Annotated in this window: 13 protein-coding genes; 12 read left to right on the top strand and 1 reads right to left on the bottom strand. The window is 72.0% G+C overall.

All coding sequences use genetic code 11. From position 1 onward, the window contains the following. The first annotated feature begins 41 nt into the window (after window positions 1–41). From QQK49_RS06135 to QQK49_RS06110, 6 genes are read left to right on the top strand one after another with little or no spacing between them, the layout of a single operon-like run. A complete protein-coding gene (locus tag QQK49_RS06135; RefSeq protein WP_284303174.1) occupies window positions 42–1,004 on the top strand; it encodes a glycosyltransferase family 2 protein in 963 nt (320 codons plus the stop codon). Continuing rightward, the gene (locus QQK49_RS06130; protein WP_284303173.1) at window positions 992–1,153 is read left to right on the top strand and encodes a hypothetical protein; all 162 of its coding nucleotides are present in this window, start codon (window positions 992–994) and stop codon (window positions 1,151–1,153) included. The genes QQK49_RS06135 and QQK49_RS06130 overlap by 13 nt, the downstream gene beginning before the upstream one ends. Continuing rightward, on the top strand, window positions 1,150–2,238 hold the full coding sequence (locus QQK49_RS06125) for a glycosyltransferase family protein (protein ID WP_284303172.1): 1,089 nt from the start codon (window positions 1,150–1,152) through the stop codon (window positions 2,236–2,238). The genes QQK49_RS06130 and QQK49_RS06125 overlap by 4 nt, the downstream gene beginning before the upstream one ends. Then, window positions 2,235–3,758, top strand: coding sequence for a galactosyltransferase-related protein (locus QQK49_RS06120; RefSeq protein WP_284303171.1), 1,524 nt, complete (start codon window positions 2,235–2,237; stop codon window positions 3,756–3,758). Before QQK49_RS06125 ends, QQK49_RS06120 begins: the two co-directional genes overlap by 4 nt. Further along, window positions 3,646–4,455, top strand: coding sequence for an FkbM family methyltransferase (locus QQK49_RS06115; protein WP_284305835.1), 810 nt, complete (start codon window positions 3,646–3,648; stop codon window positions 4,453–4,455). The genes QQK49_RS06120 and QQK49_RS06115 overlap by 113 nt, the downstream gene beginning before the upstream one ends. Continuing rightward, window positions 4,452–5,582 (top strand): glycosyltransferase, encoded by a 1,131-nt coding sequence (locus QQK49_RS06110; protein WP_284303170.1) that lies wholly within the window; start codon window positions 4,452–4,454, stop codon window positions 5,580–5,582. Before QQK49_RS06115 ends, QQK49_RS06110 begins: the two co-directional genes overlap by 4 nt. A 13-nt stretch (window positions 5,583–5,595) precedes the next feature. Here the strand turns inward: QQK49_RS06110 and dapB are convergent, their stop codons facing one another. Next, entirely contained in the window at window positions 5,596–6,342 is a 747-nt protein-coding gene (gene dapB, locus QQK49_RS06105) for a 4-hydroxy-tetrahydrodipicolinate reductase (RefSeq protein WP_284303169.1), read from the bottom strand. Between the two features lie 331 nt (window positions 6,343–6,673). On the opposite strand from dapB, the gene QQK49_RS06100 reads away from it, so the two are divergent. The 6 genes from QQK49_RS06100 (at window position 6,674) to QQK49_RS06075 (ending at window position 13,307) form a co-directional block, all read left to right on the top strand. Next, window positions 6,674–6,892 carry a hypothetical protein gene (locus tag QQK49_RS06100; protein ID WP_284303168.1) on the top strand — a complete coding sequence of 73 codons (219 nt, stop codon included), beginning with the start codon at window positions 6,674–6,676 and terminating at the stop codon, window positions 6,890–6,892. Between the two features lie 156 nt (window positions 6,893–7,048). Continuing rightward, entirely contained in the window at window positions 7,049–7,540 is a 492-nt protein-coding gene (locus QQK49_RS06095) for an NAD(P)-binding protein (RefSeq protein ID WP_284303167.1), read from the top strand. Next, window positions 7,537–8,679 carry an NAD(P)-binding protein gene (locus QQK49_RS06090; protein WP_284303166.1) on the top strand — a complete coding sequence of 381 codons (1,143 nt, stop codon included), beginning with the start codon at window positions 7,537–7,539 and terminating at the stop codon, window positions 8,677–8,679. Before QQK49_RS06095 ends, QQK49_RS06090 begins: the two co-directional genes overlap by 4 nt. 34 nt (window positions 8,680–8,713) lie before the next feature. Continuing rightward, window positions 8,714–12,286 carry a pyruvate:ferredoxin (flavodoxin) oxidoreductase gene (gene nifJ / locus QQK49_RS06085; RefSeq protein ID WP_284303165.1) on the top strand — a complete coding sequence of 1,191 codons (3,573 nt, stop codon included), beginning with the start codon at window positions 8,714–8,716 and terminating at the stop codon, window positions 12,284–12,286. Then, a complete protein-coding gene (locus tag QQK49_RS06080) occupies window positions 12,283–12,942 on the top strand; it encodes a beta/alpha barrel domain-containing protein (RefSeq protein WP_284303164.1) in 660 nt (219 codons plus the stop codon). The genes nifJ and QQK49_RS06080 overlap by 4 nt, the downstream gene beginning before the upstream one ends. Continuing rightward, entirely contained in the window at window positions 12,870–13,307 is a 438-nt protein-coding gene (locus QQK49_RS06075; RefSeq protein ID WP_284303163.1) for a beta/alpha barrel domain-containing protein, read from the top strand. The genes QQK49_RS06080 and QQK49_RS06075 overlap by 73 nt, the downstream gene beginning before the upstream one ends. The last annotated feature ends 208 nt before the right edge of the window (window positions 13,308–13,515 follow it).

Below are 13,515 nucleotides of genomic sequence, written 5' to 3'. Positions count from 1 at the left end.
GTCGTCGCCCTCCCCGCCCGCACGGCGAGCAGGCGGCCACGGTGGCGGCGCTGCGTCGGGCCGAGCTCGCGGAGACCGTCAACAGCTCCGATGTCTCCGACACCTCGGGCGCGGTGGGCATCGACTGGCCGGCGGTCCTGGAGCGCGCCGCCGAGCGGGGTGGTGAGCGCTGGTCGCAGTGGTCGGACGGCCACGGCGCCCATCGTGCCGCGTCGGCCCTGGAGGCCGCAGCTCGCGGGCGGCGCCTGGCCGCACACACCGCCGTCGTCACGCTCGTGCACGGACGCCACGACCATCTGCGTGGCCTGATCGCCGGACTCGCCCGCGGCACACACCTGCCCGAGCGCCTCGTCGTCGTCGCGATGGACGACCCCGAGGTCGGCTCCGTCTGCGCCGACGCCTCCACCGGCACCGGCCTGGCCGTCGAGGTGATCGCCGTCGAGGGGACGCCGGAGGGTCTGCCGCTGGCCCACGCTCGCAACCGAGGCGCCGACCGCGCGGCCGAACTCGGTTGCGACGTCCTGGTGTTCCTCGACGTCGACTGCATCCCCGGGCCCGACCTCGTGGCCTGCTACGCCGATCACGTCCGGGCGTCCACGCAGGCGCAGGACGCCGTCGACGGTGACGACGGTGACCAGGACTGCGGCGCCCCTCCGACGGTGTGGTCGGGGCCGGTGACCTACCTGCCACCCGCGCCCGACGACGGCTACGACCTCGTCCGCCTGGCCGATCTCGCCGACCCGCACCCCGCGCGTCCGGCACCCGCTGCCGGCCAGGTCGTCCCGGCCGAGGATCTCGACCTCTTCTGGTCGCTGTCCTTCGCCCTGTCCCGGCGTGACTTCGTCCGGATCGGCGGCTTCTGCGAGGAGTACGTCGGGTACGGCGGGGAGGACACCGACTTCGCGATGCGCCTGCGCGACCGCGACGGGCGGCTCTTCTGGTTGGGGGCGCCGACGCCTTCCATCAGCACCACCCGACGCAGCGGCCGCCGGTGGCGCATCTGAGCGACATCGTGCGCAACGCGAACATCTTCGAGCGGCGCTGGGGTCGGCACCCGATGGAGGGCTGGCTGGACGCGTTCGCCGAGGCCGGACTCGCGCGCTACGACGCCGAGGCCGACGCGTGGCTGGTCACCGGCGAGGCCACCTCATGACCCGCGTCCGGCACGTCGTCCCCGGGCCGCAGCGGCACGGGGTGACCCGGCACGCGCTCGACCTGCTCTCCCGTGCGCCGCTGGCCGAGCACGCCGTGCATCGGGTGCTCCCCGACGGGGTGGACTCCCCGGCGCAGGTGACCACGGCCCTGGCCGCCGTCCCGGAGGCGCCGCTGGTACACCTGCATCTCACCGACCACCTCCTCGCTCCGACGGCGACCGAGTGCGCCGACATCGTGGCCGAGTTCGCCGAATCCCGAGCCGGGGCGGTCTCTCTCATGCTCCACGACCTGCCTCAGCCGGCCGACGGTCCGGGGCGCCACGAACGGCGCCGAGCCGCCTACGCACGGATGGCCTCGGTCGCGCGGGGAGTCGTCGTGGGCAGCGAGCACGAGCGCACGCTGCTGCTCGACGCCCTCACGGCCGAGGGCCTGACCTCGGGCCCGATCCAGGTCGTCCCGCTGCCGATCGACCGGCTCGACCCCGTCGCGTCCGTCGCGCCCGCGACATCCCCGACCGGCCCGCGCCGGTTGGTGGTCTTCGGCTACCTCTACCCCGGCAAGGGCCACCAGCAGGCCGTGGAGGCCCTGGCCTCGCTCCCCGCCGACGTGGGGGTCCTCGCGCTCGGTGCCGTCTCACCCGGTCATGAGCACCTCGTCACCGACCTGCAAGCCCGGGCGACGGCGCTCGGGCGCGAGTTCACCGCGACGGGTTACGTGCCCGAGGACGCCGTGCTCGCGCAGTTGCGAGCGGCCGCGGTGCCCCTCGCTCCGCACGTGCACGTGTCGGCCTCGGGGTCGATCGGCTCCTGGCTGGCCGCGGGCCGACGTCCGCTGGTGCCCGCCGGTGCGTACGTCGACGAGCTCGAATCACGCTGCCCCGGAGCCCTGTTCCGCTACGGCCCCGGACTCCCCCACCCCGACCTGGCCGCCGCGGCACACGCCGCGTTGGCCGACCCTGGGCTCACCTGGCTGGGCGGGGTCGAGGTCGGCCCCGACCCCACCGAGGTCGCAGCCCGGCTCGCCCGGGTGCTCCACACCTGGTCCGCCGCGGGTTCGCCACGACTCCTTCGGGCGCGGTCGTGATCGGCGTCGTCGTCGTGCACTACGAGGACCCCGTGGGGCTCGATCGCGTGCTCAGCGCCCTGGAGCGGGTCGAGGACGTGCGGGTCGTCGTCGCCGACGACGGCTCACAGGTCGCCCCCGACCCCGGCGTTCGCGCCTGTCCCGTGGACGTGGTGCGGCAGGAGGACCAGGGATTCCGCGCGGCCGCGGCCCGCAACCTCGGCGCCCGCGCTCTCCTCGCCGGCGGGACCCCGCAGGCCCTGCTGTTCCTCGACGGCGACACGATCCCCGGCCCCGATTACATCGAGCGCATGGCCGCCAGGCTGGAGCGCGTCGCCGCGGGCGCCCCAAACCGGCGGGCCCTGGTGGTCGGCCGGCGCCGCTACGCCGACCTCACCGGTCTGAGCCCCGCCGAGGTCGCCGAGTTCGTCGCCGCCCCCGACCCCGCGCGCATCCTGGCGGACACCACCTGGCTGGAGGAGGGGTACGCCCGCACGGACGACCTGCGGCGGGCCGACGACACGTCCTACCGGTACGTCATCAGCGCCGTCCTCGCCATCACCCCCGACCTGTTCGAGGTGACCGGGGGCTTCGACGAGAGCTTCGTCGGATACGGCGGGGAGGACTGGGAGTTCGCCCAGCGCGCCTGGCTCGCGGGCGCGGACCTGGCGCACGAGGCGTCGGCGCTCGCCTGGCACGACGGCCCCGACGCGGCCGGCCGGGACGAGGCATCGGCCACGTCGTCGACCGCCGATGCCGTCCTCGCGCGAGCCAACGCCGAGACGGTGCGCGTGGCGCGCACGGTGACCGTGCCCGGTGCGCGCGACCCCGGATTGTTCTGGGAGCACCCCGACGTCGTCGTCGAGTTCGAGGACACGGGTCTGCGCCCGGTGGACGTCCTGCTCACCTGCGCCGACCTCGTGCGGGGCACGGACGCGCAGGTCTGGCTGCGCGACGGCGCCGTCTTGCGGGACGGCCTCTGGCCTGCCTCCGATCCCCGCGTGACCCACGGGCCGGCCCCCGCGATCTCCCTGGCCCGCGCGCGCTTTCGCGCACGTCTCGACCGGCCGGTGCGGCTGCTGCGGCCGCTCTCTGATCTCTGCGCCGACGCGCCGCGGCATCATCCGGGCCTGATCCTCCAGCGCACCCGGGACCGGGCCCGCGGCGAGCCGATACCGCCGCCCCGCCCCGATCCCGCCGTCCGCGCCCCCGCCCCGACGGGCGGCTCGAAGCCGAGTGGGGATGGCGCCGCCCCGACACCCTGCCGGCCTCGACCGGCACCTCCCACGACAAGGAACGCTCATGACCGCCGACGACGCGATGACCGACCACCTCGGCCCGCTGGTCACCGGCGACGCCCTCCTCGCTCTCGCCGAGCTCGTCGCCCCCGATCGACTCCTCGAGGTCGTCGACGTCGGCGCGAGCCCGCTGGTCGGCGAACCGCCCTGTTACGCGGCGCTGCTGGAGTCCGGGCTCGCGCGCGTGACCGGCTTCGAACCCGACCCCGTGGCGCTCGCGGCCCTGGCGGAACACGCCGGTGAGCATGCCCGGCACCTCGGGCATGCCGTCGGCGACGGCGGCACCCACGAGCTGCGTCGATGCGCCGCCGCCGGATTCTCCTCCCTGTTCGAGCCCGACGCCGCCCAACTCGCCGTGCTCACCGACTTCCCGCGCCTCGCCGAGGTGCTCGACCGGATGCCCGTGGCCACGGTGCGTCTCGACGACGTCCCCGAGCTCGAGCGCGCCGATCTTCTCGCCCTCGACGTGCAGGGCAGCGAGCGGGCCGTGCTGGACGGGGCGGACCGGCTGCTCGCGACGGTGTTCGCCGTTCAGGTGGAGGTCGGGTTCCACCGGCTCTACGAGGGGGCGCCGACCTTCGCCGACGTCGACCTCCGCCTCCGTGAGGCCGGCCTCGTCCCCCACTGCTTCGTCACGAGCCGCACGTGGCCCCTGGCGCCGATCGGGTGGCACGACCCGCTGCAGGCCCACTCCCGACACCTGGTGGAGGCGGACATGCTCTACGTCCGCGACCTCACCACGCTCGGGGCGGTTCCCGAGGACACCCTGCGCTGCGCCGTCCTGCTCGCGTGCGGCGCCTACGGCTCGATCGGACTCGGGCTGGTCTGCCTGCGCGAGCTGATCTCCCGCGGGGTCCTCGACCCCGGATCGCTCGACCGCTTCCGCGAGATCGCCCTGGCGGCCCTCGCTCCCCACGACGCGTTCGGAGGCCGCAGATGAGGCTGACCGTCCTCGCCCCCAACTGGAACCACCTCGGCGAGCCCTACGCGGGCGGCCAGGAGTCGATCGTCTCGGCCATCGTCGGCGGATTACGACGGCTCGGCCATCGGGTGCGCCTGTACGCGGGTCAGGGCACACCGCCGGACCTGGCCGACGAGCTCGTCCCCTACCCCGGGCCGCCGGAGCTCAGCGTCACCGCCCGCAACGACCCGCACCTGCCGACGCCGCAGTTCCTCACCGATCACCACGCGTTCACGGTCGCGACGCTCGACCTCGCCCAGCGACGCGATGTCGACCTCGTGCTCAATCACAGCCTGCATCACCTGCCGCTCTCCCTCAGTTCCCTGCTGCCCGCACCCGTGCTCACGACATTGCACACCCCTCCGCTGCCGTGGCTCGAACACGGCGCCTCGCTGGCGGCGCCCGGCAGTAGGTTCGTGGCGGTCAGCGCGGCGATGGCGCGGATGTGGACGACCATCCCCGACATCGACGTGATCCCCAACGGCATCGACGAGACCACGTTCGTCGCGGGTCCCGGCGGCGACGGCCTCGTGTGGGTCGGGCGCATCACCCCCGAGAAGGGGCTGCCGATCGCCATCCGGGCCGCCCGGCGTGCCGGCCGCCGGCTGTCGATCATCGGGCCCGTCAGCGACGCCGCCCACTACGCCCAGGACGTCGAGCCGCTGCTCGGAGGTGCGATCCGCCACCTCGGGCACCTGCCCCACGACCGCATCCGGCGCATCGTGGGACGCAGCGCCGCCGCCCTGGTGACGCCGCGGTGGGACGAGCCGTTCGGTCTCGTGGCCGCCGAGGCGATGATGTGCGGCACCCCCGCCATCGTCCTCGCCCGCGGTGGCCTGCCCGAGGTCGTGGGCACTCACGGGGGTGTGGCGGTTCCCGATCCCGGCCCGGGCGGCGACCCGGCGCTCGCGCTCGCCGCGGCCGTGCCGCAGGCTCTCGCGCTCGATCGCCGGCAGGTGCGGCAGGAGGCCCTCTCCCGCCTGTCGCTCTCGGCGATGCTGGACGCCTACGAACGGATCATCGCCGAGATGACGTCGCCCACCTCTCGCCGAGGCAGGCGGACCACGCTGCTGCGCGGTCGCCACCTCAGCCTCGAGTCACGGTGACGCGGGCGGGGTCTCAGCCCAGATCGAGGTAGTGCTCGAGCCCGACGGTCAGCCCCGGGTGCGCGGCGACCTTGCGGACGCCGGTCAGGACGCCGGGCATGAACCCGACGCGGTCGAACGAGTCGTGGCGGATCGTCAGCATCTCGCCCTCACCGCCGAGGAGCACCTCCTGATGGGCCACCAGGCCCCGCAGGCGCACCGAGTGGACGTGGACGCCGTGCAGCTGCGCCCCGCGCGCCCCGTCGGGGTCCTGCTCGGTGGCGTCGGGCATGGGCGGCAGGCCGGCGTCGGCGCGGGCCTCGCCGATGAGGCGGGCGGTGTTGGCCGCCGTTCCCGACGGCGCGTCCACCTTGTTCGGGTGGTGCAGTTCGACGATCTCGACGGACTCGTAGAACCTCGCGGCCTGCTGCGCGAACTTCATCATCAGCACCGCGCCCAGGGCGAAGTTCGGCGCGACGAGCACGCCGAGGTCCGGCGTCTTCGCGAGGTCGGCACGCACCGCGGCGAGCCTGCTCTCGTCCCATCCCGTGGCACCCACGACGACATGCACCCCGCGCGAGATGCAGTGCGCGACGTTGCCCGGCGAGGCGTCCGGCACCGAGAAGTCCACGGCGACGTCCGCGCCGCCCAGGTCTGCGAGCTCGTCGCCGACGTCGATCCGCGCGACGAGGTCGAGGTCGTCCGCGCCCTCGACGGCCGTGCACACGGTGCTCCCCATGCGTCCGGCCGCTCCGATGACGGCCACCCGGATCCGCTCCATGTCCCGTACTCCTCCGTCGTGCGATCGGTGTCGGCCCACCCTATCGGCGGGTCCACGCACGTCGGCGGCGAGCGGGTGGGAGCCGCATCGGTCACGGCTTCATGACGATGTCCGCATGGACTCGCCGAACCTCCGTCCGGGCCTCTAGTGTGGAGGGCGCCCGACGACCTCAGTGCGGTGGTGACTCATGATGGTTTCTCTCGACGGGTCCTCCAATTCCCTTGTGCTCGGCAGTTTCAGCCGCGATCTGGGCGAGCTGTGGAGCCGCGTGGCGCCTCTGTGCAGCGACGCGGACGATCCGGGCGATCTGATCGCGACACTGCATGAGCAGATGTCCGAATCGCCCCGGACACACCTGGTTTCGGAGCTCGAGGCCCTGCTCGCCGGGTGGCACCACTACGACTCCGACCGCCGCGCCGTCCTGTCCGGAGCCGTGTCCTTCCTCGCCGAGGACGGCGCCGACGCCGGACGGCGTCCCGCGCCGGGGGACGGCACCGAGGACGAGAAGGTCGTCCAGGCCGCCGTCCGCGCCGTGCTGCGCCGCCACTGACGCCGCACCGCCGGCCTCGACGCCCGCATCGTCAGGGCGGATCCGCGGGCGAAACACCGGATCTTCCGTGCGAATCCCGGACGAAGGTCCCCAAAGGAATGCCGTGGTCCTGCGTAGCGTCGAGCTACAGCAGAATCCTTCGGAATCGAGGACCACATGCCCGAGGACCGCCGTGACATCACGCAGCTGCCCAACCTGGCGCAGGCCTACGGCCGGGTCGCCCCGATCCGCTCGCGGATGCCCGTGTACCGCGACCTCCTCCCGCCGTGCAACCACGCGTGTCCGGCCGGAGAGAACATCCAGGACTGGCTGCGGCTGCTCAAGGCGGGTGACCCCGAGGCGGCCTGGCGACGGCTGACCGAGGACAACCCGTTCCCGGCCATCCACGGCCGCGTCTGCTACCACCCGTGCGAGAGCGCCTGCAACCGCATCGAACTCGACAGCGCCGTCTCGATCCACGGTGTCGAGCGCTACCTGGGTGACCTGGCACTGGAGAAGGGGTGGACGTTCGAGCCGGTGCGCGTGCGCAGCGGCCGCAAGGTCCTCGTCGTCGGCGCCGGCCCCAGCGGTCTGTCGGCGGCCTACCACCTGGCACGCCTGGGGCATGAGGTCGAGATCCGCGACAGCTCCCCCAGCCCGGCGGCATGATGCGCTACGGCATCCCCGAGTACCGCCTTCCCCGGCCCGTGCTCGACGCCGAGATCGCGCGCATCGCCGAGCTCGGCGTGCGGATCGTCACCGATCACGTCGTCCAGGACCTCCTCGTCGAGCAGACCGAGGGCAGATTCGACGCCGTCTTCGTGGCCATCGGGGCGCACCTGTCCAAGAAGGTCGACATCCCCGCCCGCGACGCCGGCAAGATCGTCGACGCCGTGTCGTTCCTGCGCGGCGTCGCCTCCGGTGAACGTCCCGTCATGGGCCGCCGGGTCGCGGTCTACGGCGGCGGCAACACGGCCATGGACGCCGCCCGCGTGGCCCGCCGGTTGGGCGCGTCGGAGACGGTCGTGGTCTACCGCCGCACGCAGGAGCAGATGCCCGCGCACATCGAGGAGCAGACGGACGCGCAGAGCGAGGGCGTGACCATGAACTGGCTGCGCACGATCACCTCGGTGGACGACACCGACCTCACGGTCGAGATCATGGAGCTCGACGACGAGGGTCGGCCGCACGGCACGGGCAAGTTCGAGAAGCTCGCGGCCGACACGGTCATCCTCGCGCTGGGACAGGAGGCCGACACCGGGTTCCTCAAGTCGATCTCCGGTCTGCGCTTCGACGACGGCGTCGTCCAGGTCGACCCGGCCACGCTCATGTCCGATGTGCCCGGTCTGTTCGCCGGCGGCGACGCCGTGCCCTCGGAGCGCACGGTCACCGTCGGTGTCGGACACGGCAAGCGGGCGGCGCGCAACATCGACGCCTACCTCGAGGCCGCCCCTTTGCCACCCAAGACGAGCAAACCCGTCGCCACGTTCGACTCGCTCAACCTGTGGTACTTCGGCGACGCCAACCGGCGCAGCCAACCGCAGCTCGACCCCGAATCCCGCATCTCGGCCTTCGAGGAGGTCGTCGGCGGTCTCAGCGCCGACCAGGCCGGGTTCGAGGCGGCCCGGTGCCTGTCCTGCGGCAACTGCTTCGAGTGCGACGGGTGTCTGGGCTCCTGCCCCGAGGACGCCATCATCAAGCTCGGCCGGGGCCACCGATACCGCTACGACTACGCGCGCTGCACCGGCTGTGGTACGTGCGCGGAGCAGTGCCCCGTCAACGCCATCGAGATGGTCCCCGAGCGATGAACCGCCGCCGGCAGATCAGGAAGGACTCGTCCTCATGAGGAAGATCGTCGACGGCAACGAGGCGGCTGCCTCGGTGGCCTTCCGTCTCAACGAGTTGTGCAGCATCTACCCCATCACCCCCTCCTCGACGATGGCCGAACTGGCCGACGAGTGGGCCGCTCTCGGGCGCACCAACGTGTGGGGCACGGTGCCCACGGTGATGGAGATGCAGTCGGAGGCGGGGGCGGCGGGCACGGCGCACGGGGCGTTGCAGGGCGGGGCGTTGTCCACGACGTTCACGGCCAGCCAAGGCCTGCTGCTCATGATCCCGAACATGTACAAGATCGCCGGTGAGCTCACCTCGACGGTCTTCCACGTGGCGGCCCGCGCCCTCGCGACGCAGGGGTTGTCGATCTTCGGCGACCAGCAGGACGTCATGGCCGTGCGGCAGACGGGCTTCGCCCTGCTCGCGTCGGCGTCGGTGCAGGAGGCGCACGACCTCGCCCTCGTCGCGCAGTTGTCGACGTTGCGCGCCCGCATCCCGTTCATCCACTTCTTCGACGGGTTCCGCACCTCCCACGAACTCAACTCGATCGAGTACCTCAGCGATGAGGACCTGCGCACGCTCGTCCCCGCCTCGCTGATCTGCGATCACCGTGGCCGGGCGTTGTCCCCCGAGCACCCCTTCATCCGCGGCACCGCGCAGAACCCCGACACCTACTTCCAGTCGCGTGAGACGGTCAACCCGTTCTATGCGGCCGCGCCGGGGGTCGTGCAGCAGGCCATGGACGAGTTCGCCGCGCGCGTCGGGCGCCGGTACAACCTCGTCGAATACGTCGGTGACCCCGAGGCCGAGCAGATCGTCGTCATCATGGGCTCCGGTGCCGAGACGGCGATCCAGACGGTCGAGCACCTCACCGCGCAGGGACGCCGGGTCGGTGTGCTGCAGATCCGTCTGTACCGGCCGTGGCCGGCGGCCCAGGTCCTCGCCGCGATACCGAAGAGCGTGCGCCGCATCGCCGTTCTCGATCGCACCAAGGAGCCGGGTTCCGGCGGCGAGCCGCTGTTCCTCGACGTGCTGTCCACGGTCGGCGAGGCCTACGGCCGCGGCGACCTGGAGGAGATGCCCCGCGTCATCGGCGGTCGGTACGGACTCTCGAGCAAGGAGTTCACCCCCGGCATGGTCGTGGGCGTGTTCGACGAGCTGGCCTCGGAGACACCTCGCCCGCGCTTCACCGTCGGCATCGTCGACGACGTGTCGGGCACCTCGATCGACTACGACGACTCCCTCGACCTGTTCGACGAGTCGACGGTCGGCGCCGTCTTCTACGGCCTCGGGTCCGACGGCACGGTGGGCGCCAACAAGAACACGATCAAGATCCTCGGCGGCCAGGGCGAGTTCCACGCCCAGGGCTACTTCGTCTACGACAGCAAGAAGTCGGGCTCACGGACCGTGTCGCACCTGCGCTTCGGCAAGGAGCCCATCCGGGCGCCCTACCTGGTGTCCTCGGCGTCGTTCATCGGGTGCCACCACACGTCGATCTTCGAGCGCGTCGACGTGCTCGAGTTCGCCGCCGAGGGCGCGACGCTGCTCCTCAACAGCCCGCTGCCGCCGGCCGACGTCTGGGACTCCCTGCCGCGGCCGATGCAGCAGACGATCCTCGAGCGGAAGATCCGCCTGTTCGCGGTCGACGCCAACTCCGTGTCGCGCGAGGCCGGCCTCGGCAACCGCACCAACACCGTGCTGCAGACGTGCTTCTTCGCGATCTCCGGGGTGCTGCCGCGTGAGGTCGCCATCGAGCGCGTCAAGGAGTCCATCCGCACGACGTACGGACGCCGGGGTGCCGAGGTCGTGGCCCGCAACGAGGCCGCGGTCGACCACGCGCTGGCGGCGCTGCACGAGATCGAGGTGCCGGAGCAGGTCACCTCCGGCCACGACCTGCTGGCGCCCGTTCCGGCGCACGCCCCGGTCTTCGTCAAGGACGTCACCGCCCTCATGCTGTCCGGCCGCGGCGATCAGCTGCCGGTCAGCGCCCTGCCCGTCGACGGCTCCTACCCCAGCGGCACGACGGCGTTCGAGAAGCGCAACATCAGCGACATCGTGGCCGAGTGGGACCCGAACACCTGCATCCAGTGCGGCAATTGCTCCCTGGTGTGCCCGCACGCCGTCATCCGCAGCCGGCACTACTCGGCCAAGGCCCTGGCCGGCGCGCCGGAGTCGTTCCAGTCGGCGCCCCTGGACGCGGTCGGTCTCCCCGACGCCCGGTACACCCTCCAGATCTACCCGGAGGACTGCACCGGTTGCGGTCTGTGCGTGGAGGCCTGCCCGGTCAAGCCGGTCGGCGCCCCCAACCGGCGGGCGATCAACCTCTCCCCGGTGCGCGAGCGCAAGGAGGCGGAGATCGCCAACGTCGCGTTCTTCGAGACGATCCCCGTCAACGACCGGGCGCGCGTCGACTTCGGCACGGTGCGCGGAACCCAGTTCCTCGAGCCGCTGTTCGAGTTCTCCGGCGCCTGCACCGGCTGCGGCGAGACGCCCTACCTCAAGCTGCTCACCCAGTTGTTCGGCGACCGCGCGACCGTGGCCAACGCGACCGGCTGCAGCTCGATCTACGGCGGCAACCTGCCGACGACCCCCTGGACCAAGAACGCCGAGGGTCGCGGACCGGCCTGGAGCAACAGCCTGTTCGAGGACAACGCCGAGTTCGGACTCGGGTTCCGACTCGCCGCCGACCTGCAGACCGAACTCGCCCGCAAGCGGCTGGGCCAGTTGCGGGAGGAGATCGGCGCCGACCTGGTCGAGGAGATCCTCGAGGCACCCCAGCGGTACGAGTCCGACCTCAAGGCGCAGCTGGCGCGGGTGTCGCTGTTGAAGGCCAGGCTGGACGACCTGGACGGCGCGTGGGTCGAGGACCTACGCAGTGTGGCCGACCACCTCGTGCGCCGCAGTGTGTGGATCGTCGGCGGCGACGGCTGGGCCTACGACATCGGCTCCGGCGGGGTCGACCACGTGCTCGCCTCCGGGCGTGACGTCAACATCCTCGTCATGGACACCGAGGTGTACTCCAACACCGGTGGGCAGTCGAGCAAGTCGACACCGCTCGGTGCCGTGGCCAAGTTCGCCTCGGCGGGCAAGACGACCGCCAAGAAGGACCTGGCGCTGCAGGCCACCGCCTACGGCAACGTGTACGTGGCCCGCGTGGCGATGGGCGCCGACCCCCAGCAGACCCTGCGCGCCTTCCGTGAGGCGGAGGCCTACGACGGCCCGTCGCTGATCATCGCGTACAGCCACTGCATCGCCCACGGCATCGACATGCGCAAGGGCCTGGACCAGCAGTACCGCGCGGTGCACTCCGGGCACTGGCCGTTGATGCGGTACAACCCGATCCTGCGCTCGCGCGGTGACAACCCGTTCCTGCTGGACTCGCCACGTCCGCGGATCCCGTTGCGCGACTACCACGATCAGGAGTTGCGGTTCCGCATCCTCGCGACCAGCGACCCCGCCGAGGCCGAGCGGCTCGTCGAACTCGGTCAGGACCAGGTCGACCGACGCTGGTCGGAGTACGAGGAGATGGCGACCCGCGGAGCCTCCGAGTTCGCCGCCGACGCACGAAGGGAACGGTCATGACCGACCTGACGACCCGCTACCTGGGTCTGGAGTTGCCCCACCCCGTCGTGGCGTCGGCCGGACCGCTGACGCGCGACGCCGACGGGGTGCGAGCCCTCGCCGACGGCGGCGCCGCGGCGATCGTGCTGCACTCCCTCTTCGAGGAGCAGATCCGCCAGGAGAGCGCCCGCGACATCCTCCTGGAGGAGCGCAACGAGGAGTTCTACGCCGAGTCCCTCTCGTTCTTCCCCGAGGCGGGGCGCAAACACGAGCCGATCTCCCACCGCTACCTCAGCCTGCTCGAACGCGCGGCGGCAGCCGTGGACGTCCCCGTCATCGCGAGTCTCAACGGCTCCGACCTGGGCGGGTGGACGAGTTTCGCCCGCCGGATGCAGGACGCCGGCGCGGCGGCTCTCGAGCTCAACATCTACCTCGTCACCGGTGACGTGAAGAGCCGGGCGCGCGAAGTGGAGGACCGGCACGTCGAGATCGTGCGGGCCGTCACCTCCGAGGTCGACATCCCCGTGGCGGTCAAGCTCTCCCCTACCTGTCCTCCCTCGGCGAGATGGCGCTGCGTCTGGACCAGGCGGGCGCCGACGGTCTCGTGCTCTTCAACCGGTGGGCCCAGCCCGACGTCGACATCGAGTCGCTCACGGTGCAGGGCGGATTCGGACTGAGCAGCCCCGTCGACGGCCGGCTGCCGCGCACCTGGATCGCGGCCCTGCGTGGTCGCGTGCGGGCGAGCCTGGCCGGAACCGGTGGCGTCGAGACCGCCGACGACGTCGTGAGGTACGTGCTCGCGGGCGCCGATGTGGTGATGTCCACCTCCTCCCTCGTGCGCAACGGACCGGTCCACTCGGCCTCGCTCGTCTACGGCCTGACGGAATGGTTGTCCCGCAAGGGATTCGACTCGATCGACGAGGCCCGTGGGTTGCTGTCGGTGCCCGCCGACGTGGACGCCACGGCCTACGAGCGCGCCGGATACGTGTCGATCCTTCAGGACGCCGCCCAACGCTACGGTTCCCTTTCCTCCGCGACCTGAGACAGTGGTGGATGCGGCTGCGGGCCGCATCGACGAGCTGTGGAGGAGAGAACGTGTTCGGGTGTGTGGTCCGTGGCGTGCGCGTGGTGGACATCGACGGTTTCACGCGTGAGCGGACCAGCGGATTCGTCCCGCTCGCACCGCCGCCCACCCACGCCCGGCCGGGTGAGCTCGTCGACGTCCGCATCGTCGAGGGTGAGGTGACCGA

The organism is Mobilicoccus caccae, assembly GCF_030161635.1.
GTDB lineage: Bacteria > Actinomycetota > Actinomycetes > Actinomycetales > Dermatophilaceae > Mobilicoccus > Mobilicoccus caccae.
This window is presented reverse-complemented; position numbering and strand designations above follow the sequence as displayed.

Excerpts from the sequence above, each read along its gene's own strand:
- dapB (WP_284303169.1), bottom strand. The coding sequence starts at position 6,342 with ATGGAGCGGATCCGGGTGGCCGTCATCGGAGCGGCCGGACGCATGGGG.
- QQK49_RS06100 (WP_284303168.1), top strand. The coding sequence starts at position 6,674 with ATGTCCGAATCGCCCCGGACACACCTGGTTTCGGAGCTCGAGGCCCTG.
- QQK49_RS06080 (WP_284303164.1), top strand. The coding sequence starts at position 12,283 with ATGACCGACCTGACGACCCGCTACCTGGGTCTGGAGTTGCCCCACCCC.
- QQK49_RS06095 (WP_284303167.1), top strand. The coding sequence starts at position 7,049 with ATGCCCGAGGACCGCCGTGACATCACGCAGCTGCCCAACCTGGCGCAG.
- nifJ (WP_284303165.1), top strand. The coding sequence starts at position 8,714 with ATGAGGAAGATCGTCGACGGCAACGAGGCGGCTGCCTCGGTGGCCTTC.
- QQK49_RS06110 (WP_284303170.1), top strand. The coding sequence starts at position 4,452 with ATGAGGCTGACCGTCCTCGCCCCCAACTGGAACCACCTCGGCGAGCCC.
- QQK49_RS06125 (WP_284303172.1), top strand. The coding sequence starts at position 1,150 with ATGACCCGCGTCCGGCACGTCGTCCCCGGGCCGCAGCGGCACGGGGTG.
- QQK49_RS06090 (WP_284303166.1), top strand. The coding sequence starts at position 7,537 with ATGATGCGCTACGGCATCCCCGAGTACCGCCTTCCCCGGCCCGTGCTC.